Source organism: Neisseria gonorrhoeae, assembly GCF_013030075.1.
Lineage (GTDB): Bacteria > Pseudomonadota > Gammaproteobacteria > Burkholderiales > Neisseriaceae > Neisseria > Neisseria gonorrhoeae.
In genome coordinates, this window is the sequence record NZ_AP023069.1 from 495,543 (window position 1) to 517,828 (window position 22,286).

Consider the following 22,286-nt stretch of genomic DNA (forward strand, 5'->3'; position numbering starts at 1 on the left):
TTATCTTCTATGTTTTCCCATTGCGGCGCTAGAAGACTGATTTAATGCATGCACCATGCAATATAGTGGATTAACAAAAACCGGTACGGCGTTGCCCCGCCCCGGCTCAAAGAGAACGATTCCCTAAGGTGCTGAAGCACCAAGTGAATCGGTTCCGTACTATTTGTACTGTCTGCGGCTTCGTTGCCTTGTCCTGATTTTTGTTAATCCACTATAGTTTAAACAACTTTATTTTTGATTTTATCCCAAGTATAAACCTGACAATCGTATTTAAAAGCCGGATCTACGCCTAGCTTGTCCACTGGTATGTATGATTTAGACTAAAAAGAAATCAATCATTTGCTCAATTTTAAGCGTCTCCCCGACAGGTTCCCCTGTCTCAGGATCAAACTCAAGAAAACCTGATAAAAAATCATTAATAATCAATAATTTTTCATCACTGGAAACAGTATTGTTTATAATTTTTTCCCTTAGTACGGATAAAGCAAAATTTTCTAAAGAACTATATTGCCCCCCCCCATCAATTTTTTTAGAAATTAAAGCAACTATTTCATTTTTAATATTCATAATTTATCCTTAAGTTATAAAAGGGGCAAAGCCCCCTTTTTTTGATTAACGAGGCTTTGTTGCGCGATTTTTCGTAAACCGTGCTTTCAAGAAAGCTGATTAGGGCGGGGTTTTTGCCGTCTTTAAGGAAGGTGTGGCTGATGCCGGCGGATATGTCGGACATCCGTTTGTTGCGGGTTTTGCCGTTGCCGTCGAGTTTGCGTTCTTCGTGCCACAGATAGCTGCCGCTGCCGTAAATGTCGGTATTGCCGGTCAGTCCGTAGCGCAAACCGAGCGTGCCGGCGAGCATATCGGTATTGCTGCCGTTTTCTTGAATTTCGGTCGGAATGGGGATAAACGAGGTTGCGCCGGTTTGAATGTAAACCGGTGCGGCAAGTGCGGCGCGGCTGTTTTCGCTATTCAGATAGGTAAGGGAAGTTTCCAGTTTCCATTTTCCCTTGTCGGTCATTATGTCTTCAATCGTCAAGGGCAGGTCGGCATAAGCGGATAAAGGCAGGATGGCGGGCAAGGCGGGCAAAAAGATACGTTTCATATTTCCTCTTATTGATATTAATTCTTATTTAATAATAGTAATGAATATCCGATAATTCTGTCTAAACAAATTTTTAAATCAAAAAAAAACGATATATTTGTTTTTATCAATTATGTTTTGATATGCCGTCTGAAAAGTTTGTGAAAAACGGTTACAATCCGCCGTATGAAAAAACGCAATAATCCTCTTCCGCTGTTGAACGGTGTCAAACCCAGTTATTTGGTGCTGCCGCATGAAAAGCAGTTTTACGGGCTGCCGCTGCTGCATTTTCTGTGCATCCGCTTTCCTTTTTTGGGAGCGGACAATTGGCGCAGGCGGTTGAACAGCGGTTTTGTGGTCGGTTCGGATGGTGCGGCGTTGGACGAACATTCTTTGTTCGAGCCGGGTAAGACGATGTTTTATTATCGGGAAACCAGCAGTGAGGATGAGCCGCGTATTCCGTTTGAAGAAAAAATTTTGCATATTGATGAGCATTTGATTGTGGTGGACAAGCCGCATTTTCTGCCCGTCATCCCCGGCGGGCGTTTTTTGCGGGAAACGCTGCTCACACGTCTGCGCCTGCACCCTGAATTGCAGCATTTGAATGTTGAAGACATTACGCCGATTCACCGCTTGGACAAGGATACGGCAGGCGTGATGCTGCTGTCGCACAATCCTGCCACACGCGGGGCTTATCAGACGATGTTTCAAAACAAAACGGTATGGAAAACGTATGAGGCGCTTGCGCCGACAAAGACGGATTTGCCGTATCCGCTCGATGTGGTTTCGCGTTTGGTAAGGGGTGAGAAATTTTTTACGACGCAAGAGGCCGAAGGCGTGCCGAATGCGCACACGACGGTCGAATTGATTGAAAACAGGGGGGAATTCAGCCTTTACCGCCTTACGCCGCATACCGGCAAGAAACACCAGTTACGCGTGCATATGATGGGTTTGGGTATGCCGCTGTTGAATGACGCGCTCTATCCCGTGCCGTCTGAAGCGGGTAGCGAGGATTATCGGAAACCTTTGAAGCTTTTGGCAAAAAAGATTGCGTTTGCAGATCCTTTGTCGGGTCGGGAAAGGGTGTTTTGCAGCGGGTTTTGCCTGTAATGAGAGGGAACGCAAACCCGTATCGGCAGATGCCGCCGGATACGGGTTTGATATTATCGATGCTGTCTGAAAGGGGCTTTATCCGTTCAGGCATACGGGTGCGAAGCGGAGGATGGTGTCGCGCAGGACGATGAGTTTGCCGTGAAAGAAGTGCGTCGAACCGGCGATGGTAATGACGGGCAAATCTTGCGGTTCGGCCCATTTCAGTGCTTTTTCGATTTCGACGACCTCATCTTCCGCGCCGTGTATCATCAGCGTTTTGGCAACGTTGGGAACGGCGGACGGCTCGGGGCGGTCGGTATAGTGGCAGACTGCCGCACCGATGAGCAGCAATAAATCGGGTATGCGCACTTGTGCGGCAAATGTGGCGACATAGCCGCCGAAGGAAAAGCCGGATAAGGCAAATTCCGGGGCTTCGGGATGTTGGGCGCGGGCATAGTCGATGACGGCGAGGCAGTCTTGCGTTTCGCCGCGTCCGTAATCATGTGTGCCTTCGCTGCCGCCTACGCCGCGAAGGTTGGGAAGGTAGCAGTGGAAGCCGAGCTTGCTCAATGCTTTGGCGGCGGTTTGGATGACTTTGTTGGTGTTCGTCCCGCCTTGGAGGGGGTTGGGGTGGTTGATGACGGCAACACCGCGTGCCGGTACTTGTTCGGACGGGATATGGATGGTTTCTAAAATGCCGGCAGGGCCGGGTATGTGTATGGTTTCGGGTTTCAGCATAATGGTTTCCTCTTGATTTTCCGCATATTCCGATGCAGCCGCGAAGATGGCGGCTTAAAGGTGGAAATGCTTGCCGTTGTTGGGGTTGGACGCTTTCAGGCCGGCGAGCATGCGGTGGAAGTCCAATCCGTATGCGTTGCTCAGTTTGTCGGCACGTTTTTTGAGTTTGTCTATGTTTTGCTCTTTGGGGCTGCTTTGGAAGGCCATTACCGCGACATTGCCGTGGCTTTCGGCAGGAAGTTCCAATACGCGCCCTTCAAAAACGCTCAACAACCGTTCGATGAAGCGTTGATAGCGTTTGTCGCCGCTCCACCAGTTGGTAACGAATATGCCGTCTGAAGAGAGTGCGTTGCGGCAGTCTCTGAAAAACGGTTCTTCAACCAGCGTATCGATGATTTGTTCGCCGTCGAATCCGTCCACCAAGATGATATCGGTGTTGTGGCGGAAGACTTTGATGTATTCCGCACCGTCTGCTTCGATAATTTCAAATTTTCCGCCCTCGAAAGGCAACTCAAACAGGTTGCGGGCAATGGCGATGACCTGAGGATTGATGTCCACGGCGGTTTGGCGCGTGTCGGGCAGGTAGGTGTCTGTCCAGCGTGCAAACGAACCGCCGCCCAAGCCGATTTGGGTGATATGTTGCGGCAGGCGTTCCGCAAACAGCAGCCAGCCCATCATCGCGCGGCTGTAAGAGAGCACCAGCTCGGACGGGCGGTCGAGGTTCATCGAGCTTTGAACGGTGTCGCTGCCCAAGTGAAGCGAACGGATATTGCCTTCTTCGGAAATACCGACTTCGGGAAAGCCGGATTTTGCAGGACGCAGGCGGCGGTAGGGATGTCTTGCCATCGGTGTGAACGGTCGGTTTGAAAGGCGGATATTTTATCAGAATGCCGATGCTTGTTCTGTTTCAAATTAATTTTGTTTTAAATAAGATACTTAGTGTATTTTTATGAGGGGGTCGAACAAATTTCTTGCCAAAGTGTGAAGTTGCCTGCATAATTCGCCTCCTTTGCCGGTATAGCTCAGTTGGTAGAGCACCTGACTTGTAATCAGGGGGTCCCGAGTTCGACTCTTGGTGCCGGCACCAGATTTGACAGCCCGATTGTGTAAAACAGTCGGGCTGTTTTGCATTTGCGGCACGGTCGGTGGCAGGGCTGCGGGCATTTCACTATAATAGCCCGTTTCAAACTGAAAAGGCCGTCTGAAAAGGGCGGGGTAACAATATCTGATGATTACTGTGAACACACTGCAAAAAATGAAGGCGGCCGGCGAGAAAATCGTTATGCTGACCGCTTACGAATCCAGTTTTGCCGCGCTGATGGACGATGCCGGCGTGGATGTGCTGTTGGTCGGGGATTCTTTGGGAATGGCGGTTCAGGGGCGACAGTCGACGCTGCCGGTCAGCCTGCGCGATATGTGCTATCACACCGAATGTGTAGCACGCGGTGCAAAAAATGCGATGATTGTCAGCGATTTGCCGTTTGGTGCATATCAGCAGAGTAAGGAGCAGGCGTTTGCCGCCGCCGCCGAACTGATGGCTGCCGGCGCGCATATGGTCAAACTCGAAGGCGGCGTGTGGATGGCGGAAACGACTGAATTTCTGCAAATGCGCGGAATTCCGGTCTGTGCCCACATCGGTCTGACCCCGCAATCCGTGTTTGCCTTCGGCGGATATAAAGTTCAGGGGCGCGGCGGCAAGGCGCAGGCGTTGCTTAACGATGCCAAGGCGCATGATGAAGCCGGAGCTGCCGTCGTACTGATGGAATGCGTGCCGGCGGAACTGGCAAAAAAGGTAACTGAAACTGTTTCCTGTCCGACCATCGGCATCGGGGCGGGCGCGGATTGCGACGGTCAGGTTTTGGTGATGCACGATATGCTCGGTATTTTCCCGGGCAAAACGGCGAAATTCGTCAAAAACTTTATGCGCGGGCAAAGCAGCATCCAGGCTGCGGTTCGGGCGTATGTTGCCGAAGTCAAAGCCAAAACCTTCCCTGCTGCGGAACATATTTTTGCAGATTGAACAAGGTCTGCTGCCGATGCCGTCTGAAAGCCGTTTCAGACGGCATTTTGTTTTGCCGTGCGCGGCGCGTATAATCGGCGCGTTTTGTCGGGCAGGAAGCCCGAAGGATAAGGATTACCGTAATGCAAATCATACATACCATTCGAGAACTGCGCACGTGGCGTGAAAATATAGGAAAGGTGGCATTTGTGCCGACCATGGGCAATCTGCATGAAGGGCATCTTGCCCTTGTTCGCGAAGCCAGAAAACGCGCCGACAACGTTGTTGTCAGCATATTCGTCAACCGCTTGCAATTCGGTCAGGGCGAGGATTTCGACAAATATCCGCGTACTTTGCAACAGGATGCGGACAAACTTGCCGCCGAAGGCGTTGCCGTTGTTTTCGCGCCCGATGAGAAAGAACTCTATCCGAACGTGGAACAGCGTTACAACGTCGAACCGCCCCATTTGCAAAACGAATTGTGCGGCAAATTCCGCCCCGGCCATTTTCGCGGCGTGGCGACGGTGGTGTCCAAGCTGTTCAATATCGTTTTGCCGGATGTTGCCTGTTTCGGCAAAAAAGATTACCAGCAGCTTGCCGTGATTAAAGGTTTGACCGAGGATTTGAATTTCGATATCGAAATTGTCCCCGTCGATACGGGGCGGGCGGCGGACGGTTTGGCACTCTCCAGCCGCAACCGGTACTTGAGCGTTGGGGAACGCGCCGAAGCACCGCGCCTGTACCGCGAGCTGCAGGCTGTTGCCGAATCGCTGAAGCAGGGCGGTTTGGATTATGCGGGTTTGGAGCGGCAGGCTGCCGACCATTTGACCGCTGCGGGCTGGCTGGTCGATTATGTGGAAATCCGCCGCGCCGATACGCTCGAAATGGCGCGGGCGGGAGATAAGAAACTGGTGGTCTTGGCCGCCGCCCGTCTGGGGACGACGCGTCTGATTGACAATGTGGAAGTCGGCCTGCCTTAGCCCGCCGGAGCCGGGAATGCCGCCTGAAGCGGATTTGCGTTTCAGACGGCATTTTGCCGTCGGCTGTGCTTCGGAATAATGTCGGAAAATAGACGGAATGAAATAAATTTCTTTTTGTTCAACAAATTAAACTGTCAAACCAAATAATAAGGCAAGGATTGTCCGGCATCGCATACAGGCAAACCGACGCAATCTCAAAACACAGCCCTGCCTTCGGGCGGGTTTTGCAAATCTACAAACCGTTTGGCTTGTGATAAAGTGACGCCTTGTCTAGATACTCAATATGCCGTCTGAAGGTTCGGACGGATGTCGGATAAAGGATGATTATGTTACCCGCCCGTTTCACTATTTTATCTGTCCTCGCAGCAGCCCTGCTTGCCGGACAGGCGTATGCTGCCGGCGCGGCGGATGTGGAGCTGCCGAAGGAAGTCGGAAAGGTTTTAAGGAAACATCGGCGTTACAGCGAGGAAGAAATCAAAAACGAACGCGCACGGCTTGCGGCAGTGGGCGAACGGGTCAACAGGGTGTTTACGCTGTTGGGCGGTGAAACGGCTTTGCAGAAAGGGCAGGCGGGAACGGCTCTGGCAACCTATATGCTGATGTTGGAACGCACAAAATCCCCCGAAGTCGCCGAACGCGCCTTGGAAATGGCCGTGTCGCTGAACGCGTTTGAACAGGCGGAAATGATTTATCAGAAATGGCGGCAGATCGAGCCTATACCGGGTGAGGCGCAAAAACGGGCGGGGTGGCTGCGGAACGTATTGAGGGAAGGGGGAAATCAGCATCTGGACGGGTTGGAAGAGGTGCTGGCGCAATCGGACGATGTGCAAAAACGCAGGATATTTTTGCTGCTGGTGCAAGCCGCCGTGCAGCAGGGTGGGGTGGCTCAAAAAGCATCGAAAGCGGTTCGCCGTGCGGCGTTGAAATATGAACATCTGCCCGAAGCGGCGGTTGCCGATGCGGTGTTCGGCGTACAGGGACGCGAAAAGGAAAAGGCAATCGAAGCTTTGCAGCGTTTGGCGAAGCTCGATACGGAAATATTGCCCCCCACTTTAATGACGTTGCGTCTGACTGCACGCAAATATCCCGAAATACTCGACGGCTTTTTCGAGCAGACAGACACCCAAAACCTTTCGGCCGTCTGGCAGGAAATGGAAATTATGAATCTGGTTTCCCTGCGTAAGCCGGATGATGCCTATGCGCGTTTGAACGTGCTGTTGGAACACAACCCGAATGCAAACCTGTATATTCAGGCGGCGATATTGGCGGCAAACCGAAAAGAAGGTGCGTCCGTTATCGACGGCTACGCCGAAAAGGCATACGGCAGGGGGACGGGGGAACAGCGGGGCAGGGCGGCAATGACGGCGGCGATGATATATGCCGACCGCAGGGATTACGCCAAAGTCAGGCAGTGGTTGAAAAAAGTGTCCGCGCCGGAATACCTGTTCGACAAAGGCGTGCTGGCGGCTGCGGCGGCTGCCGAATTGGACGGAGGCCGGGCGGCTTTGCGGCAGATCGGCAGGGTGCGGAAACTTCCCGAACAGCAGGGGCGGTATTTTACGGCAGACAATTTGTCCAAAATACAGATGCTCGCCCTGTCGAAGCTGCCCGACAAACGGGAAGCCCTGATCGGGCTGAACAACATCATCGCCAAACTTTCGGCGGCGGGAAGCACGGAACCTTTGGCGGAAGCATTGGCACAGCGTTCCATTATTTACGAACAGTTCGGCAAACGGGGAAAAATGATTGCCGACCTTGAAACCGCGCTCAAACTTACGCCCGATAATGCACAAATTATGAATAATCTGGGCTACAGCCTGCTTTCCGATTCCAAACGTTTGGACGAGGGTTTCGCCCTGCTTCAGACGGCATACCAAATCAACCCGGACGATACCGCCGTTAACGACAGCATAGGCTGGGCGTATTACCTGAAAGGCGACGCGGAAAGCGCGCTGCCGTATCTGCGGTATTCGTTTGAAAACGACCCCGAGCCCGAAGTTGCCGCCCATTTGGGCGAAGTGTTGTGGGCATTGGGCGAACGCGATCAGGCGGTTGACGTATGGACGCAGGCGGCACACCTTACGGGAGACAAGAAAATATGGCGGGAGACGCTCAAACGCTACGGAATCGCCTTGCCCGAGCCTTCCCGAAACCCCCGGAAATAATGCAGGCCCATCCTTTCAGACGGCATAAGGTTTGCCGGGAAGCCGGGGCATTCGGGCAAACGGCACGCAGTTCGCACGCGTTTTGCACGGCACGCCGCACCCGTCGGCCGGCAGGATGACACCCGTTAAGGAAACTCTGATGAAACACACCGTATCCGCATCGGTCATCCTGCTTTTGACCGCTTGCGCGCAATTACCTCAAAATAACGAAAACCTGTGGCAGCCGTCCGAACACATCAGCAGTTTTGCAGCGGAAGGGCGGTTGGCAGTCAAAGCGGAAGGGAAAGGTTCGTATGCAAATTTCGATTGGACATACCAACCGCCCGTGGAAACCATCAATATCAACACCCCTTTGGGCAGTACGCTCGGACAGTTGTGTCAAGACAGGGACGGCGCATTGGCAGTGGACGGCAAAGGAAATGTCTATCAGGCAGAGGGTACGGAAGACTTGAGCAGGCAGCTGGTCGGTTTCAAACTGCCAATCCAATATCTGCATATCTGGGCGGAAGGCAGGCGTGTGGCGGGCGCGCCTTACCGCATCCGTTCAGACGGCATATTGGAACAATACGGTTGGACAATCGGCAGAACCGCCGACAGTGGGGGGCAAGTCCGAACGTTGCAACTGAATAACGGAAATTTGAACATCAGGCTGGTTTTCACCGAAATTGGAATGCCGTCTGAAACCGAAACCCCGGAACGCTGTGCGGCGCGCACGAGATAAGGCGGACAGATGAATATTGCGGACGGACGGCAGGCGTTTCCCGCACCTGCAAAACTGAATCTCGATTTGAGGATTACCGGCAGGCGGGAAGACGGTTATCACAATATCGAAAGCATATTCTGCCTGATAGATTTGCAGGATACCGTATATTTGAAACCGAGGGACGACGGCAAAATCATCCTGCACAATCCTGTCGGCGGAATACCGCAGGAAGCCGATTTGAGCTACCGTGCCGCATCGTTGCTGCAAAAATATGCGCGCAACCTTGCCGGCGTGGAAATATGGCTGGACAAAAAAATCCCGACCGGCGCCGGCTTGGGAGGGGGGAGTTCCGATGCCGCAACGGCTTTGCTGGTGTTGAACCGTTGGTGGCAGTGTGGTTTGACGCAGTGGCAGCTCATTGATTTGGGTGCGGCTTTGGGTGCGGACGTACCGTTTTTTATTTTCGGAAAAAATGCTTTTGCAAGCGGGATAGGTGAAAAACTGATAGGAATGGATATTCCGAAACAGTGGTATGTTATTGTCAAACCTCCCGTCCACGTTTCCACCGCAAAAATTTTCACATACGAAGGCTTGACACGGGATTCTGCCTCAAGCATAATGCCGACTTTCCAAAACCTGCAACCGTTCAGAAACGATATGCAGGCAGTGGTATTTAAAGAATACCCTGAAGTTTGGAAAGCTTATTCCGAGTTGTCGAAATACGGTTCTGCAATGATGACCGGCTCAGGAGCCTGTATATTTGCAGCATTTCAAGCTAGGAATAGCGCATACAATATATACCGACAAGTTTCAGGTTTGTACGAGGCATATTTGGCAGAGGGTCTTTCAAAACATCCTTTGTTGTCCGTATAAACATTGTTGGGGAGTCGTCAAGCGGTTAAGACACTGGATTTTGATTCCAGCATGCGAAGGTTCGAATCCTTCCTCCCCAGCCAAGCCAAACAAGTTGGGGAGTCGTCAAGCGGTTAAGACACTGGATTTTGATTCCAGCATGCGAAGGTTCGAATCCTTCCTCCCCAGCCAGACAAAAGCGTGTAAGCCTGCTTACACGCTTTTTATTTCATAGAAATAAAAATATTGAAACGCCTTTGTTTGTGTCGGATGTTGCAGGTATAATGCCGGGCTTGGTACAAGCGGAGGGAAGCATTGTGTTTTCTGAGCGGAAGTTAAACATAAAATCAGGTGAGAATATGGCTGCGTACGACAGTTTGATGGTATTTACAGGCAATGCCAATCCCGAATTGGCACAACGTGTTGTCAGGCATTTGGACATTTCTTTGGGCAATGCTTCCGTATCCAAGTTTTCAGACGGCGAAGTTGCCGTCGAACTGTTGGAAAACGTACGCGGGCGCGACGTTTTCATCCTTCAGCCGACCTGTGCGCCGACCAATGACAACCTGATGGAAATCCTGACGATGGCGGATGCACTGAAGCGTGCTTCGGCAGGTCGTATTACCACAGCCATTCCGTATTTCGGCTATGCGCGCCAAGACCGCCGTCCGCGTTCCGTCCGCGTTCCGATTTCTGCCAAACTGGTGGCAAATATGCTGTATTCGGCAGGGATCGACCGTGTTTTGACTGTCGATTTGCATGCCGACCAGATTCAAGGTTTCTTCGATATTCCGGTGGACAATATTTATGCCACTCCGATTTTGTTGAACGACATCAAGCAGCAGCGGATTGAAAATCTGACCGTCGTCAGCCCGGACATCGGCGGTGTCGTCCGCGCCCGCGCCGTTGCAAAATCCCTGAATGCCGACTTGGCAATCATCGACAAACGCCGCCCGAAAGCCAATGTGGCGGAAGTCATGAACATCATCGGCGATATTCAAGGCAAAACCTGTCTGATTGTGGACGATATGATTGACACTGCAAATACGCTGTGCAAAGCCGCCGTCGCCTTGAAAGAGCGCGGTGCAGAACGTGTCTTGGCTTATGCCAGCCACGCCGTATTCTCCGGAGAGGCGGTCAGCCGTATTGCCTCATCCGAAATCGACCAGGTGGTCGTAACCGATACCATTCCTTTGTCTGAAGCGGCTAAAAACTGCGACCGTATCCGTCAGGTAACGATTGCAGGTTTGTTGGCCGAAACCGTCCGCCGCATTAGCAATGAAGAATCCGTCTCATATCTTTTCAATGAAGAAGTGATGACAGGCAGCATGTTGCTGCCGTAACCCCGATGCCGTCTTAAGCTGGTCGCGGCCGATGACGGCGATTTTACCTAACTTGGAGTATTTAACATGACTTATGAAATTCAAGCCTCTGTTCGTGAAGCACAAGGCACTGGTGCGAGCCGCCGCCTGCGTCGCGAAGGCCAAATCCCCGGTATTCTGTACGGTGAAGGTCAAGAGCCTGTTGCCATTGCCGTAGATCACAAAACCGTATTTTACGCATTGGAAAAAGAATCTTTCCATACTGCGTTGATTAAATTGTCTCTGAACGGCGAAACCAAAGACGTTATCGTCCGCGATTTCCAAATGCACCCGTTCCGCCGCGAAGTCCAACACATCGACTTCCAAGCTGTGAAAGCCGATCAACTTGTACGCATCCGCGTTCCCCTGCACATTGTTAACGCTGAAAATTCTCAAGCCGTTAAATTGCAAGGCGGTCGCGTATCTCTGCTGAACACGGCTGTTGAAGTGCTTGCGTTGCCTGCCAATATCCCTGCTTTCTTGGATTTGGATTGTGCCGAAGTGGTTGCCGGCGACATTTTGCACTTGTCAGACATCAAACTGCCTGAAGGTGTAGAAAGCGTTTCCCTGAAACGTAACGAAAATCTGGCTGTTGCTACCGTTACCGGTAAAAAGCGCTAACTTACTTCCATCAGCAGGGCGGCGCGTATGCAATACGTACCGCCCTGTTGTTTTATGCCGTCTGAACCGTGTTTCAGACGGCATTTCTTTATTTGTTGGAAAAGCGGGATATTTGAAACGGCAGATTACTGCCCTGTCAGACGCGTCCAAAGCCTTTGCCACCGGCTTCTTTTTTCTACATTTTCCAGTGCGACGATTTCTTTTTCGGCAATGGTATGTCCGTTTTGCCTGATTTTGATTTTTCCTAAAATCTGCCCTTTTTTTACCGGGGCGGGAATCGGCTGTATGGTTTCCAAAATCTGTTCTGCCATTTTCGCTTCTTTATGTGGCAGAGTGATGTAGGCTTCTTTGAGGAAGCCTGCGCGGACGGTTTTTTTGCTGCCTCCGGAAATTTGGATTTGGGCAACGGTTTTGCCTTTCGGATATATTTTGGGCGTATCGAAGGCCTGCAATGCCCGGTTCAGCAGCTTGCTGTTGTCCGATGCGCGGGTTTCCGCCGATTCCGAACCTAGTGTGATGACAAGGATGTGCCTGCCGTTGCCGGAGTATGACACGGCAAGGTTGTAGCCGCCGCTTTCTGTGTGCCCGGCTTTCAGGCCGTTTACATTGTTGTCCCTATATAAAAGGATATTGCGGTTGTTTTGTTCTATGTTTTCAAACTTGAACGATTTGATGGAAAACAGCGGGTAATATTCCGGAAAGTCGCGCATCAATGCTTCAGACAGCAGGGCGAGGTCTTTGGCGGTGGAAACCTGTCCTTCTCTACCCAAGCCTGTCGGGTTTTTGAATACGGTGTTCTTCATGCCCAAGCGTCGGGCTTCTTTGTTCATTTGTTGCACAAAATTTTCAATCGAGCCGTTGCCCAGCCGGTCGGCAAGGGTTAGGGCGGCATCGTTTGCGCATAGGGCAATCATGCCTTTTAAGAGTTTGTCGGTACTGACCGTATCGCCGGGACGTACAAACATTCTGCTTCCTTCTGAAGCCCATGCGGATTCGGGTATTTTTAAGTTTTCTTCAGATTGGATATTTCCCGATTTCATGTTTTTGAAAACCAAATATGCGGTCATCAGTTGGGTTAGTGCCGCCGGTTCGACAGGGGTATTGGTGTTTTTGGCGGATAAAGTCTGCCTGCTTTGAAGGTCGATAACGATGTGTGCCGCCGTGAGGGTTTCGGGTGTTTGGAGCGTGGGGGCGGCGTGTACCGTCGGTCTGTTGGGCGCGGGCGATGCAGCCGTTGCGTGAGAAACGCCTAAGATGATGGGAAGAAGGACGGGCAGGATTTTATGTGCTGTCATGAAATATTCTAAATTGTGTGAGTGTTTCAGCCTGCCGATTATACGCTTAGGGTGTCTGATCGGGCGGATTTTTCTTGCTTTCGCGCCGTCTTGGGCGTATGGTTTTGGGTTTTGCGATTTTAATAAACCGATTATCCCGCATTGAATTATGAACACGCCCCTTCCTTATTCCGATTACCTCATCCGCATCCTGACGGCATCTGTCTATGATGTAGCGGTCGAAACGCCTTTGGAACCGGCACGCAGCCTTTCTGTACGTTTGAAAAACAACATCCTTTTGAAACGCGAAGATTTGCAGCCGGTTTTTTCGTTCAAAATACGCGGCGCGTACAACAAAATGTCCAAGTTGCCGAAAGATGCGCTCGCTTGCGGCGTGATTGCGGCAAGCGCGGGCAATCACGCACAAGGCGTGGCGTTGTCCGCACAGCGTTTGGGCTGCCGTGCCGTTATCGTCATGCCGGAGACTACGCCGAAAATTAAAGTGGATGCGGTTAAAAGCCGTGGCGGCGAGGTGGTTTTGCGGGGTGTTTCATACAACGATGCCTACGATTATGCGATGGAGCTGGCGGAACAGGAAGGGCTGACCTATATCGCGCCGTTTGACGATCCCGATGTGATTGCGGGACAGGGGACGGTGGGGATGGAAATTGTCAGCCAGCATCCCGATCCAATCCGCGCCGTATTCGTACCGATAGGGGGCGGCGGTTTGGCGGCGGGCGTGGCGGCATTTATCAAACAGGTTCGTCCCGAAATTAAAGTTATCGGCGTACAGACCAACGATTCCTGCTGTATGAAGCAGTCGGTCGAAGCGGGCGAAATCGTCCATTTGAAAGATGTCGGGCTGTTTTCAGACGGTACGGCGGTCAAAGTCGTCGGAAACGGAACCTTCCGCCTCTGCAAAGAACTTTTGGATGAAATCATTACAGTCGATACCGATGCGGTTTGCGGCGCGGTCAAGGATATTTTCGATGACACGCGCAGCATTACCGAGCCGGCCGGGGCGTTGGCGTTGGCGGGTCTGAAAGCCTATATTGCCCGAGAAGGTGCGGAAAACCAAACCCTGATTGCCGTTACCAGCGGTGCGAATATGAATTTTCACCGTTTGCGCCACGTTTCGGAACGGAGCGAATTGGGCGAGGGCAACGAAGGTATTTTTGCCGTTACCATCCCCGAAGAACGCGGCAGCTTCCTTAAGTTTGTCAATATATTGGGAAATAGGAATATTACCGAGTTCAACTACCGCTACGGCGACGATGAAAAAGCGCATATCTTTGTCGGACTTCAAGCGGCAGGCCCGCAGGATTTGGCGGTTATCGGCAGCCGGTTGGATGAGGCGGGATTGCCCAATGTCGATTTGACCAATAATGAGATTGCCAAAATCCATATCCGCTATATGGTCGGAGGGCGGACGGACAAAGTAGGGCACGAGCGTCTGGTCAGTTTTGAGTTTCCGGAGCGTCCGGGCGCGTTGGCGCGCTTTTTGAACCATATGCAGGGCGGTTGGAACATTACGCTCTTCCATTACCGCAACCACGGTGCGGATTACGGGCGGATTTTGGTCGGTATCGACGTGCCGCCGCACGATGCCGCCGCATTTGACGGTTTCTTGGAAAGTCTGGGATACAGCTATCACGAGGAAACGCAAAATGCCGCGTACAAGCTGTTTCTTGCCTGACGTTTGACACGCAATGCCGTCTGAAAGCCTTTCAGACGGCATTGCGCTTTCAGGGTTAAATCGAATATTCAATCAACTCGTTTTGAGAAAAAACATAAACCTGTTTCGGAATTAAGTTTAATTTTTTGCCTTCGGCGATTGGGTAGCGCGCGGCATCGCTGCCAGCCAGTGTGATATGCACGTCTTGTTTGCCGTGTTTCACCAAAACGTGCGTCAATGCGCCGACGGCGTGGATTTTTTCGATTTCGGCACGGATCATCGGGGTTTCGTGTTCGGCGGCGATCTGCCATTCGTGCGGGCGGATATAGCCGGTGGCGGTTTGCTCCTGCCATTTGTATTGCGCGTCCAATTTCCACGCGAAGCCGTTGTAATGCCAGATCCCTTTTTCGATGCGTCCTTCAAATGCGTCGGCTTCGCCGAGGAACTCGGTAACGAAGGCGTTTTCGGGTTTGCGGTAAATGGCTTCGGCACTGCCGGTTTGTTCGATTTTGCCATGGTTCATCACGACGATTTCGTCGGAAACTTCGAGGGCTTCTTCTTGGTCGTGAGTCACCAGAATGCTGGTTACGCCGAGGTTGTGATGAATGTCGCGCAGCCAGGTGCGTAATTCTTTGCGCACTTTGGCATCCAGCGCGCCGAAGGGTTCGTCCAAAAGCAGGAGTTTCGGTTCGACCGCAAGCGCGCGGGCGAGGGCGATGCGCTGGCGTTGCCCGCCGGAGAGTTGGTGCGGATAGGATTTGGCGAGGTGGGAGAGTTGTACGAGTTTGAGCAATTCTTCGACTTTGGCGCGGATTTGTCCTTTGGACGGGCGTTCGGGCTTGGGCAATACGGTCAAACCGAAAGCGACGTTGTCAAACACATTCATGTGGCGGAAGAGGGCGTAGTGTTGGAACACGAAACCGACTTTGCGCTCGCGCACATGCTTGGCGGTTACGTCTTGGCCGTCAAAGAGAATTTGGCCGCCGTCGGCGTTTTCCAGTCCGGCGATAATGCGTAAAAGTGTGGTTTTGCCGCAGCCGGAGGGACCGAGCAGGGAAACGAGTTTGCCGGCGGGGACGTTGAGGTTGATGTTTTTCAGCGCGTGAAAATTGCCGAAGCGTTTTTTGTTTAAGTTTTGAATGGTAATACTCATACTGCGTTCCTTTCGGCGGCGGCGAGTTTTTTGTCTTGTAATTTGGTGATGATGTTCTGCACCGCCAGCGTCGCCAGTGCTAAAAGTGCCAATACGCCGGAGAGGGAGAATGCGCCGGTGAAGTTGTATTCGTTGTAGAAGATTTCGACCAAAAGCGGGATAGTGTTGGTTTCGCCGCGTATGTGTCCCGATACCACGCTGACCGCGCCGAACTCGCCCATCGCACGGGCGTTGGTGAGGATGATGCCGTAGAGCAGCGTCCATTTGATGTTGGGCAGGGTAACGCGCCAAAACATCTGCCAACCGCTTGCGCCGAGTACCAATGCCGCCTGTTCTTCGCTGTCGCCCTGTGTCTGCATTAAAGGGATGATTTCGCGTGCGGCAAAGGGAAAGGTAACGAACAGCGCCGTCAAAACAATGCCGGGAATGGCGAAGATAATCTGTATGCCTTGCGCTTCCAGCCGGCTGCCCAACGCCGTGTGCGCGCCGAACAATAAGACGAACATCAAACCGGCAACCACGGGCGATACGGAAAACGGCAAATCGAGCAGGGTGGTCAGCAACTGCTTGCCGAGAAAGTCAAAACGGGTCAACAGCCACGCCATCGCCACGCCCAAGACGGCATTGACGGGAACGGCAATCAGCGCGGTAATCAGCGTCAATTTGACGGCAGACCACGCTTCGGGATCGCTTAAGGATTTCAGGTACAAATCCCAACCGCCTTTTAAGGCTTCGTAGAATACGGCGACGAGCGGCACGACCAGCATCAGCAGCAGAAAGCCCAGCGCGGCGGCAATCAGCAACATGCGCAGCCGGCGCGGTTCGGTCAGGTTGGGATTGGCGGAATAGGGTTTCATGGCGGTGGTGTTCTCTGGTTTGTTGTTTAAGGTGTTCGGATGCCGTCTGAAAGGGATTGAGGGGTTTCAGCTTTCGTCGGTCGGATTCTTGAATCCGACAAGGTTGCTGAATCGCAAATGTTTGTCGGATACAAGTATCCGACCTACGAATTCTGTGTTTTGGGGAGCGGATTCGTTTTCAGACGACCTCAACCCTTCGCACCCGAACGCCTGCCCAACGCCCACTGCAGCACGTTCAGCGCAAACAGAATCACAAACGAAACCAGCAGCATAAACAACGCCACCGCCGACGCGCCCTGCGCGTCGAATTGTTCCAGCTTGCCCGTAATAATCAGCGGCAGGATTTCGGAAATCATCGGAATGCTGCCCGCGATAAAAATCACCGAACCGTATTCCCCCGTTGCCCGCGCGAACATCATGCCCGCGCCGGTCAAGAGTGCCGGCGTGATTTCCGGCAGCAGCACGCGGCGGAACGTTGTGAAACGGTTTGCGCCCAAAGTCGCCGCCGCTTCCTCATATTCGCCCGACAATTCCTTCAATACCGGCTGCACGGCGCGGACGATAAAGGGCAGGCTGACGACAACCAGCGCAATCCAAATGCCGACGGGCGTAAACGCGATTTTGATGCCCAAAGGTTCGAAAAAACGGCCTATCCAACCGTTGGGCGCATACAGGGCCGCCAACGCGATACCCGTAACCGCCGTCGGCAGCGCAAACGGCAAATCAACCAGCGCGTTCGCCAGGCCCTTGCCCGGAAATTCATAGCGCACCAACACCCAAGCCACCAGTGTGCCGAACACGACACATTGGTCAGCATCGCATAAAACGACATCCGCAAACTCAGCCGCACCGCCGCCAGCACGTTCGGCTCGGCAATCGTGTTCCGAAAGCCGCCCCAGCCGATTTCCGCCGCCATCATCGCAAACGGCAAAACCACCAGAAGCGACAGGCACAATACGGTCAGACCGAGGCTGAGTTTGAAGCCGGGCAGTACGCCGGGTGTTTTGAGCGGTAACATAAAACAATGCTGAAAATAAGGAAAAGGAAGGACTACTTTAACAATGCCGCCTGAAAAACGGAAAAAATGGAAAGTTTGGTGCAAAGACGAATTTGTTATAAAGCGGTTGGCAGTTTTTCAAGCGGGCGCGATGTTCTAAAATAACGCTTTGTTTTGACGGAAAACCATCATATAAAGGAACACTTATGCAGATTTTATCTTTTCAGGCGGACATTGCGGAACGTATGCTGGAAGGTACGGAAGGCGAGTCGGTCAACGAAAACGCACAATTTGTCCGTACGGACAACGGCTATTGGATTGCGTGGCATGAAGGCGTGGCGGCACTGCTTGCGCCCGATACGCCGCCGGGCATTCCCTGTTTTTGGGTGGAAGGGGCGGAAAGCCTTGAAGAGTTGTGCGCGATGGTGGAACGCGGCGAGTTTGACGAAGTGGAAGAGTTTGACGGCGATGACGACGCGTGGCTCGAAGCGGCTAAAGATTGCGGACACCACGGCGACGCTTGCGCCTGCGGACATTAAAGGCATGGCAGGCTTGCCGCAAGGGGTGCAAGGCTTTGCCGTTTTTTAAATAATCGGCGGATTGCATCTGTTTGCAATGGGCGGAACGCTTCCCTTTGTATTTTATTGAATAAAAATTATCTTGGTATTATAATAAGGCAGCATCAATTATTTTGGGACTGCAACAAACGCAAAGCATTGATTTGCGTTTGTTGCAAACTTATTATTATAGCAGGTTGCGGCGCGGACTTGATGGGAATTGTTTATAGAGCATGATAGTCTGAAACATATTAATTAAAAATACCATTAATCCGATTTATATTTATTTCAATTTCAATGGAAAAACATCAATGACAATGATTTTAAGCATTTTAAGCCTGTTTTTTATCATTAGACTGTTATTTTTAGCCGTCTCTATTAAACATGAAAAAGCCTTGATTGCCAAAGGGGCGAAACAATACGGAAAAACCAATTCCACGGTGCTTGCGGCAGTTCATACGCTTTATTATTTGGCGTGTTTTGTTTGGGTATGGCTTTCTGACACTGCTTTTAATGGCATATCCTTGATTGGTACACTGACGGTGATGGCTTCATTTGTGATATTATCATTGATTATTAAGCAGTTGGGGGAGATTTGGACGGTTAAAATCTATATTTTGCCAAATCATCAAATTAATCGTTCGTGGTTGTTTAAAACATTCCGCCACCCGAATTATTTTTTAAACATCATACCCGAACTGATTGGCATCGCCTTATTATGTCAAGCGTGGTATGTTTTATTGATTGGCCTGCCCATTTATTTGCTGGTCTTATTTAAGCGTATCCGACAAGAAGAACAGGCGATGGCAACACTTTTTTAACCCGTTTCATCAATTAAAAATATATCGACAAAGAGAACCGTCTATCAATTAAATCCATTCTTATCATTGGGGCAGGCTTATTGTCATTGGGCAAGCCGTGACAAAAGCCCGAACCTGCAAAACTTATCTATAAGGCTGCATCAGTGCGTATTGAAGCCCCGCCTTTTTTGACAAAAAAATGCCGTCTGAAGGCTTCAGACGGCATTTGTTCGGTTTGGCAAAGCCGGCGGCTTATGCGGCAAAACGTTTGGCGACTTCGTCCCAGTTGACGATTTCCCAAAAACCTTCCAGGTAGTTGGGGCGGCTGTTGCGGTAGTCGATGTAGTAGGCGTGTTCCCACACGTCGCAAGTCAAGAGCGGCGTGTTTTCAGTGGTCAGCGGCGTAGCGGCGTTGAAAGTGGAAATCAAATCCAATCCGCCGACAGGGGTTTTCACCAGCCACGCCCAACCGGAGCCGAACGTACCGGCCGCGCAGGCATTGAACGCTTCTTGGAATTTTTCGAAGCTGCCCCATTTCGCGTCGATGGCGGCGGCCAGTTCGCCGGCAGGCTTGCCTTGGCCTTTGGGCGTGAAACCCAGCCAGTAGAAGGTGTGATTCCAAGTTTGAGCCGCGTTGTTGAACACGCCGCCCGAAGATTTTTTCACAATCTCTTCCAAAGGCAGGTTTTCAAATTCGGTGCCTTTGATTTGATTGTTCAGGTTGGTGATGTAGGTTTGATGGTGTTTGCCGTAGTGGAATTCCAAAGTCTCTTTGCTCAGATGCGGGGACAATGCGTCCGGCCCATAAGGCAGTTGCGGCAGCTTATGTTCCATTTTGTGCTCCTAATGTTGTTTTTGGATGTTGTGTTTTGGCAGTGTTGCTGCAAACGAATCGGCGGCTCACGCATTCTACCTGTTTTGAGTGATGGAAACCAATTAAACCTGCTTTGCGTTATAATAGAAGATTGCAATTTCGGCATGACAGATTGGATGTACCATGAACGATTACGCAGCTATGCCGCCTGAAGGCCGTGAGGTCGGCGCATTGTCGCTGCCTCCGCATTCGATGGAGGCGGAACAATCCGTTTTGGGCGGTTTGATGCTGGAAAATCCGGCTTGGGACAGGATTGCCGATGTGGTTTCGGGAGAGGATTTCTACCGCCACGAACACCGCCTGATTTTCCGATCCATTGCCAAATTAATCAATGAGGGCCGTCCCGCAGATGTGATTACGGTTCAGGAAGATTTGCAGCGGAACGAAGAATTGGAAGCGGCAGGCGGATTTGAATATCTGATTACACTGGCGCAAAACACCCCGTCTGCCGCAAACATCCGCCGCTACGCCGAAATCGTACGCGAGCGTTCCATTATGCGCCAACTCGCCGAAGTGGGGACGGAAATCGCCCGCAGCGCATACAATCCGCAAGGCAGGGACGCGGGGCGGCTTTTGGATGAGGCGGAAAACAAAGTGTTTCAAATCGCCGAAAGCACCGCCAAATCCAAGCAGGGCTTTTTGGAGATGCCCGATTTGCTGAAAGAAGTCGTACAGCGCATCGATATGCTTTATTCGCGCGACAATCCCGATGAAGTTACCGGCGTACCGACAGGGTTCATCGACCTTGATAAAAAAACCTCGGGTCTGCAGCCCGGCGACCTGATTATCGTCGCCGGCCGCCCGTCTATGGGTAAAACCGCGTTCTCCATCAATATTGCCGAGTATGTCGCCATTGAAAAACATTTGCCCGTCGCCGTTTTCTCGATGGAAATGGGCGGGGCGCAATTGGTAATGCGTATGCTCGGTTCGGTCGGACGCTTGGATCAGAGCGTCCTGAAAACAGGCAGGCTGGAAGATGAACATTGGGGGCGTTTGAACGAGGCAGTCGTCAAACTTTCCGACGCGCCCGTGTACATCGACGAGACCCCGGGCCTGACTGCGCTCGAACTGCGCGCCCGCGCCCGTCGTCTCGCCCGTCAATTTAACAATAAGCTGGGATTAATCATCATTGACTACCTGCAACTGATGGCGGGATCCGGCCGTTCCGACAACCGCGCTTCCGAGCTTGGGGAAATTTCCCGTTCCCTCAAAGCCCTGGCAAAAGAATTGCAAGTCCCCATCATCGCCCTGTCGCAATTGAGCCGCACTGTCGAACAGCGTACCGACAAACGCCCGATGATGTCCGACTTGAGGGAGTCGGGGGCAATCGAGCAGGATGCCGACCTGATTATGTTTATGTACCGCGACGAATACTACAACCAGGACTCACCCATGAAAGGCCTTGCCGAATGTATCATCGGCAAACACCGCAACGGTCCCGTCGGTAAAATCTTCCTCACATGGACGGGACAATTCACCAAATTCGACAATGCTGCCTATGTTCCCGAGGAGGCAAAGATAGAAGATTAAATGGCTATATAAAAATTTATTAGGCGGAATCAGGCAAAATCGTTTAAAATCATGCTTAGAGATTGCCCTAAAAAATAAAACGCGGTCTTGAGGCATTTTTGCATTCAGCCCGCATATAATTGAAAATATAGTGGATTAACAAAAATCAGGACAAGGCGGCGGGCCGCAGACAGTACAAATAGTACGGAACCGATTCACTTGGTGCTTCAGCACCTTAGAGAATCGTTCTCTTTGAGCTAAGGCGGGGCAACGCCGTACCGGTTTGAATTTAATCCACTATACATTACCAATTAACGTCCTATTGCTTATGTGTACACGAAAACAACAAGGTTTCACGCTAATAGAGCTGCTCATCGTGATAGCCATTGCAGCCATTATGGCGACGATAGCCCTCCCCAATATGAGTGGGTGGATTGCATCACGCCGCATTGCCAGTCACGCGGAGCAGGTTGCCAACCTTTTGCGTTTCTCCAGGGGCGAAGCCGTCCGGCTCAATCTCCCTGTCTATATCTGTCCTGCCCAAGTTAAAAAAGACGGTACGGTCGACAACCAATGCGACTTGGGTAAGAAGGAACAGGGGATGTTGGCTTTCGGCGACAAAAACGACAATAAGGCATATGACGGTGATTCTGCGGATGTTTTTCTCCGTAACGTGGTATTGAATGATGATATCAAGGATAAGCGGATTAATTACACCTTCAATCATATCGCTTTCGGTCAAACACGGTCGACTGCCGATCGTGTTGTTTGGACTTTCAACCAAAACGGGACATTCGGCTATTCGTCCGATCGGAATCTCAAGAATAATTCCAAATTTGTTTATTCTGACGGTTATATCCAAATCGTGTTGACAGATGCGAAGGCGGTTTCTGCCGGTGAAAAGAAATTCCGTTCGGCGGTGGTTTTGATTGACAGCAGCGGCAGGGTCGAAGTTTGCCCTAGAAACGATAGGCGTGCCGTATGCCAACATTAATGACTGT

Annotated in this window: 20 protein-coding genes, 3 tRNA genes and 2 pseudogenes; 16 read left to right on the forward strand and 9 right to left on the reverse strand. The window is 51.6% G+C overall.

The features are described from left to right. Nucleotides 1-315 precede the first annotated feature (315 nt). Nucleotides 316-567, reverse strand: coding sequence for a hypothetical protein (locus HT085_RS02570; RefSeq protein WP_003690882.1), 252 nt, complete (start codon nt 565-567; stop codon nt 316-318). A 49-nt stretch (nt 568-616) separates the two neighbouring features. Further along, nucleotides 617-1,099 (reverse strand): annotated as a pseudogene (locus HT085_RS02575) (hypothetical protein); the annotation flags it as partial. A gap of 165 nt (nt 1,100-1,264) precedes the next feature. Here HT085_RS02575 and HT085_RS02580 point away from each other — a divergent pair. Then, nucleotides 1,265-2,188, forward strand: a complete 924-nt coding sequence (locus HT085_RS02580) for an RluA family pseudouridine synthase (RefSeq protein ID WP_003690885.1) — start codon at nt 1,265-1,267, stop codon at nt 2,186-2,188. Between the two features lie 78 nt (nt 2,189-2,266). Here HT085_RS02580 and HT085_RS02585 read toward each other — a convergent pair whose 3' ends face one another. Together HT085_RS02585 and HT085_RS02590 are read right to left on the reverse strand one after the other, a co-directional pair. Beyond that, complete coding sequence (locus tag HT085_RS02585) at nt 2,267-2,908, reverse strand: alpha/beta hydrolase (RefSeq protein WP_003687891.1); 642 nt, start codon at nt 2,906-2,908, stop codon at nt 2,267-2,269. A 54-nt stretch (nt 2,909-2,962) separates the two neighbouring features. Continuing rightward, complete coding sequence (locus HT085_RS02590) at nt 2,963-3,754, reverse strand: polyamine aminopropyltransferase (RefSeq protein ID WP_003687893.1); 792 nt, start codon at nt 3,752-3,754, stop codon at nt 2,963-2,965. A gap of 165 nt (nt 3,755-3,919) precedes the next feature. Between HT085_RS02590 and HT085_RS02595 the strand changes: the two genes are divergently transcribed. The 10 genes from HT085_RS02595 to HT085_RS02640 all read left to right on the forward strand — a co-directional run bounded on the left by HT085_RS02595 (nt 3,920) and on the right by HT085_RS02640 (nt 11,589). Beyond that, a tRNA-Thr gene (locus HT085_RS02595) sits at nt 3,920-3,995 on the forward strand. 141 nt (nt 3,996-4,136) lie between these two features. Next, nucleotides 4,137-4,928: a 3-methyl-2-oxobutanoate hydroxymethyltransferase gene (gene panB, locus HT085_RS02600; protein ID WP_003687894.1), complete on the forward strand. Its 792-nt coding sequence runs from the start codon at nt 4,137-4,139 to the stop codon at nt 4,926-4,928. A gap of 122 nt (nt 4,929-5,050) precedes the next feature. After that, nucleotides 5,051-5,887, forward strand: a complete 837-nt coding sequence (gene panC, locus HT085_RS02605) for a pantoate--beta-alanine ligase (protein ID WP_003690886.1) — start codon at nt 5,051-5,053, stop codon at nt 5,885-5,887. 326 nt (nt 5,888-6,213) lie between these two features. Then, a complete protein-coding gene (locus HT085_RS02610) occupies nt 6,214-8,052 on the forward strand; it encodes a tetratricopeptide repeat protein (RefSeq protein WP_025455781.1) in 1,839 nt (612 codons plus the stop codon). Between the two features lie 139 nt (nt 8,053-8,191). Continuing rightward, a complete protein-coding gene (locus HT085_RS02615) occupies nt 8,192-8,773 on the forward strand; it encodes an outer membrane lipoprotein LolB (protein WP_010357457.1) in 582 nt (193 codons plus the stop codon). A 9-nt stretch (nt 8,774-8,782) separates the two neighbouring features. Beyond that, complete coding sequence (ispE, locus tag HT085_RS02620; RefSeq protein ID WP_003690888.1) at nt 8,783-9,628, forward strand: 4-(cytidine 5'-diphospho)-2-C-methyl-D-erythritol kinase; 846 nt, start codon at nt 8,783-8,785, stop codon at nt 9,626-9,628. Between the two features lie 7 nt (nt 9,629-9,635). Beyond that, nucleotides 9,636-9,711, forward strand: a tRNA-Gln gene (locus HT085_RS02625). 12 nt (nt 9,712-9,723) lie between these two features. After that, nucleotides 9,724-9,799: transfer RNA gene (locus HT085_RS02630), tRNA-Gln, on the forward strand. Between the two features lie 167 nt (nt 9,800-9,966). After that, entirely contained in the window at nt 9,967-10,950 is a 984-nt protein-coding gene (locus HT085_RS02635; protein WP_003687900.1) for a ribose-phosphate pyrophosphokinase, read from the forward strand. 66 nt (nt 10,951-11,016) lie between these two features. After that, the gene (locus HT085_RS02640) at nt 11,017-11,589 is read left to right on the forward strand and encodes a 50S ribosomal protein L25/general stress protein Ctc (RefSeq protein ID WP_003687901.1); all 573 of its coding nucleotides are present in this window, start codon (nt 11,017-11,019) and stop codon (nt 11,587-11,589) included. 125 nt (nt 11,590-11,714) lie between these two features. On the opposite strand, the gene HT085_RS02645 is transcribed toward HT085_RS02640, so the two are convergent. Continuing rightward, the gene (locus tag HT085_RS02645; protein ID WP_003690889.1) at nt 11,715-12,884 is read right to left on the reverse strand and encodes a D-alanyl-D-alanine carboxypeptidase family protein; all 1,170 of its coding nucleotides are present in this window, start codon (nt 12,882-12,884) and stop codon (nt 11,715-11,717) included. A 148-nt stretch (nt 12,885-13,032) separates the two neighbouring features. Between HT085_RS02645 and ilvA the strand changes: the two genes are divergently transcribed. Next, complete coding sequence (ilvA, locus tag HT085_RS02650; RefSeq protein ID WP_003690890.1) at nt 13,033-14,559, forward strand: threonine ammonia-lyase, biosynthetic; 1,527 nt, start codon at nt 13,033-13,035, stop codon at nt 14,557-14,559. Between the two features lie 55 nt (nt 14,560-14,614). Here ilvA and HT085_RS02655 read toward each other — a convergent pair whose 3' ends face one another. The 3 genes and pseudogenes from HT085_RS02655 to cysT all read right to left on the reverse strand — a co-directional run bounded on the left by HT085_RS02655 (nt 14,615) and on the right by cysT (nt 17,566). Next, complete coding sequence (locus tag HT085_RS02655) at nt 14,615-15,691, reverse strand: sulfate/molybdate ABC transporter ATP-binding protein (protein WP_003687905.1); 1,077 nt, start codon at nt 15,689-15,691, stop codon at nt 14,615-14,617. Then, on the reverse strand, nt 15,688-16,548 hold the full coding sequence (gene cysW / locus HT085_RS02660; RefSeq protein ID WP_003690891.1) for a sulfate ABC transporter permease subunit CysW: 861 nt from the start codon (nt 16,546-16,548) through the stop codon (nt 15,688-15,690). The genes HT085_RS02655 and cysW overlap by 4 nt, the downstream gene beginning before the upstream one ends. 188 nt (nt 16,549-16,736) lie before the next feature. Further along, nucleotides 16,737-17,566: pseudogene (gene cysT, locus HT085_RS02665) on the reverse strand (sulfate ABC transporter permease subunit CysT). A 185-nt stretch (nt 17,567-17,751) separates the two neighbouring features. Here cysT and HT085_RS02670 point away from each other — a divergent pair. Together HT085_RS02670 and HT085_RS02675 are read left to right on the forward strand one after the other, a co-directional pair. Beyond that, nucleotides 17,752-18,084 carry a hypothetical protein gene (locus tag HT085_RS02670; RefSeq protein ID WP_003687908.1) on the forward strand — a complete coding sequence of 111 codons (333 nt, stop codon included), beginning with the start codon at nt 17,752-17,754 and terminating at the stop codon, nt 18,082-18,084. Nucleotides 18,085-18,413: 329 nt separating this feature from the next. Then, the gene (locus HT085_RS02675; RefSeq protein WP_003687909.1) at nt 18,414-18,923 is read left to right on the forward strand and encodes an isoprenylcysteine carboxyl methyltransferase family protein; all 510 of its coding nucleotides are present in this window, start codon (nt 18,414-18,416) and stop codon (nt 18,921-18,923) included. A gap of 231 nt (nt 18,924-19,154) precedes the next feature. Here HT085_RS02675 and HT085_RS02680 read toward each other — a convergent pair whose 3' ends face one another. Next, nucleotides 19,155-19,736 (reverse strand): superoxide dismutase, encoded by a 582-nt coding sequence (locus tag HT085_RS02680; protein WP_003690895.1) that lies wholly within the window; start codon nt 19,734-19,736, stop codon nt 19,155-19,157. A 163-nt stretch (nt 19,737-19,899) separates the two neighbouring features. Between HT085_RS02680 and dnaB the strand changes: the two genes are divergently transcribed. Together dnaB and HT085_RS02690 are read left to right on the forward strand one after the other, a co-directional pair. Next, complete coding sequence (gene dnaB / locus HT085_RS02685; RefSeq protein WP_003690896.1) at nt 19,900-21,306, forward strand: replicative DNA helicase; 1,407 nt, start codon at nt 19,900-19,902, stop codon at nt 21,304-21,306. Nucleotides 21,307-21,613: 307 nt separating this feature from the next. Beyond that, nucleotides 21,614-22,279, forward strand: a complete 666-nt coding sequence (locus HT085_RS02690) for a GspH/FimT family pseudopilin (protein WP_003690897.1) — start codon at nt 21,614-21,616, stop codon at nt 22,277-22,279. Nucleotides 22,280-22,286: the final 7 nt, after the last annotated feature.

Coding starts and splice junctions, on each gene's coding strand:
- HT085_RS02570 (WP_003690882.1), bottom strand. CDS start 567: ATGAATATTAAAAATGAAATAGTTGCTTTAATTTCTAAAAAAATTGAT.
- HT085_RS02580 (WP_003690885.1), top strand. CDS start 1,265: ATGAAAAAACGCAATAATCCTCTTCCGCTGTTGAACGGTGTCAAACCC.
- HT085_RS02585 (WP_003687891.1), bottom strand. CDS start 2,908: ATGCTGAAACCCGAAACCATACACATACCCGGCCCTGCCGGCATTTTA.
- HT085_RS02590 (WP_003687893.1), bottom strand. CDS start 3,754: ATGGCAAGACATCCCTACCGCCGCCTGCGTCCTGCAAAATCCGGCTTT.
- panB (WP_003687894.1), top strand. CDS start 4,137: ATGATTACTGTGAACACACTGCAAAAAATGAAGGCGGCCGGCGAGAAA.
- panC (WP_003690886.1), top strand. CDS start 5,051: ATGCAAATCATACATACCATTCGAGAACTGCGCACGTGGCGTGAAAAT.
- HT085_RS02610 (WP_025455781.1), top strand. CDS start 6,214: ATGTTACCCGCCCGTTTCACTATTTTATCTGTCCTCGCAGCAGCCCTG.
- HT085_RS02615 (WP_010357457.1), top strand. CDS start 8,192: ATGAAACACACCGTATCCGCATCGGTCATCCTGCTTTTGACCGCTTGC.
- ispE (WP_003690888.1), top strand. CDS start 8,783: ATGAATATTGCGGACGGACGGCAGGCGTTTCCCGCACCTGCAAAACTG.
- HT085_RS02635 (WP_003687900.1), top strand. CDS start 9,967: ATGGCTGCGTACGACAGTTTGATGGTATTTACAGGCAATGCCAATCCC.
- HT085_RS02640 (WP_003687901.1), top strand. CDS start 11,017: ATGACTTATGAAATTCAAGCCTCTGTTCGTGAAGCACAAGGCACTGGT.
- HT085_RS02645 (WP_003690889.1), bottom strand. CDS start 12,884: ATGACAGCACATAAAATCCTGCCCGTCCTTCTTCCCATCATCTTAGGC.
- ilvA (WP_003690890.1), top strand. CDS start 13,033: ATGAACACGCCCCTTCCTTATTCCGATTACCTCATCCGCATCCTGACG.
- HT085_RS02655 (WP_003687905.1), bottom strand. CDS start 15,691: ATGAGTATTACCATTCAAAACTTAAACAAAAAACGCTTCGGCAATTTT.
- cysW (WP_003690891.1), bottom strand. CDS start 16,548: ATGAAACCCTATTCCGCCAATCCCAACCTGACCGAACCGCGCCGGCTG.
- HT085_RS02670 (WP_003687908.1), top strand. CDS start 17,752: ATGCAGATTTTATCTTTTCAGGCGGACATTGCGGAACGTATGCTGGAA.
- HT085_RS02675 (WP_003687909.1), top strand. CDS start 18,414: ATGACAATGATTTTAAGCATTTTAAGCCTGTTTTTTATCATTAGACTG.
- HT085_RS02680 (WP_003690895.1), bottom strand. CDS start 19,736: ATGGAACATAAGCTGCCGCAACTGCCTTATGGGCCGGACGCATTGTCC.
- dnaB (WP_003690896.1), top strand. CDS start 19,900: ATGAACGATTACGCAGCTATGCCGCCTGAAGGCCGTGAGGTCGGCGCA.
- HT085_RS02690 (WP_003690897.1), top strand. CDS start 21,614: ATGTGTACACGAAAACAACAAGGTTTCACGCTAATAGAGCTGCTCATC.